The sequence below is a fragment of the Shewanella sp. AS1 genome (genome assembly GCF_021412565.1).
Lineage (GTDB): Bacteria > Pseudomonadota > Gammaproteobacteria > Enterobacterales > Shewanellaceae > Shewanella.
Genome location: NZ_JAKCLJ010000170.1, coordinates 1 through 247, shown reverse-complemented (window position 1 = coordinate 247; position 247 = coordinate 1). Strand labels below are relative to the sequence as shown.

Genomic DNA, 247 nt, shown 5'->3' with positions numbered 1-247 from the left:
ACGTTAACGACGCACCGGTACTGGATCCCATCGCGCAAGTCAGCGCCAAGGAAGATGGTGCCGTGGTTAAGGGCACTATCACCTCCACGGATATCGATGCGGGTGACACAGCGACCTATACGATTGCAGCGCCAGTTGCAGGCTTAACCTTTAACAGTGACGGCAGTTGGGGCTTTGACCCAAGCGATGCAGCCTACCAGAGTATGGCTGAAGGCCAGACTCAGACCTTAACTATTCCAGTCACGGT

Annotated in this window: 1 protein-coding gene; it reads left to right on the top strand. The window is 55.1% G+C overall.

What is annotated here, in order from left to right:
• Positions 1-247 (top strand): VCBS domain-containing protein (locus tag LZP69_RS16825; RefSeq protein ID WP_234201764.1); only part of this gene is annotated, 247 nt, incomplete at both ends.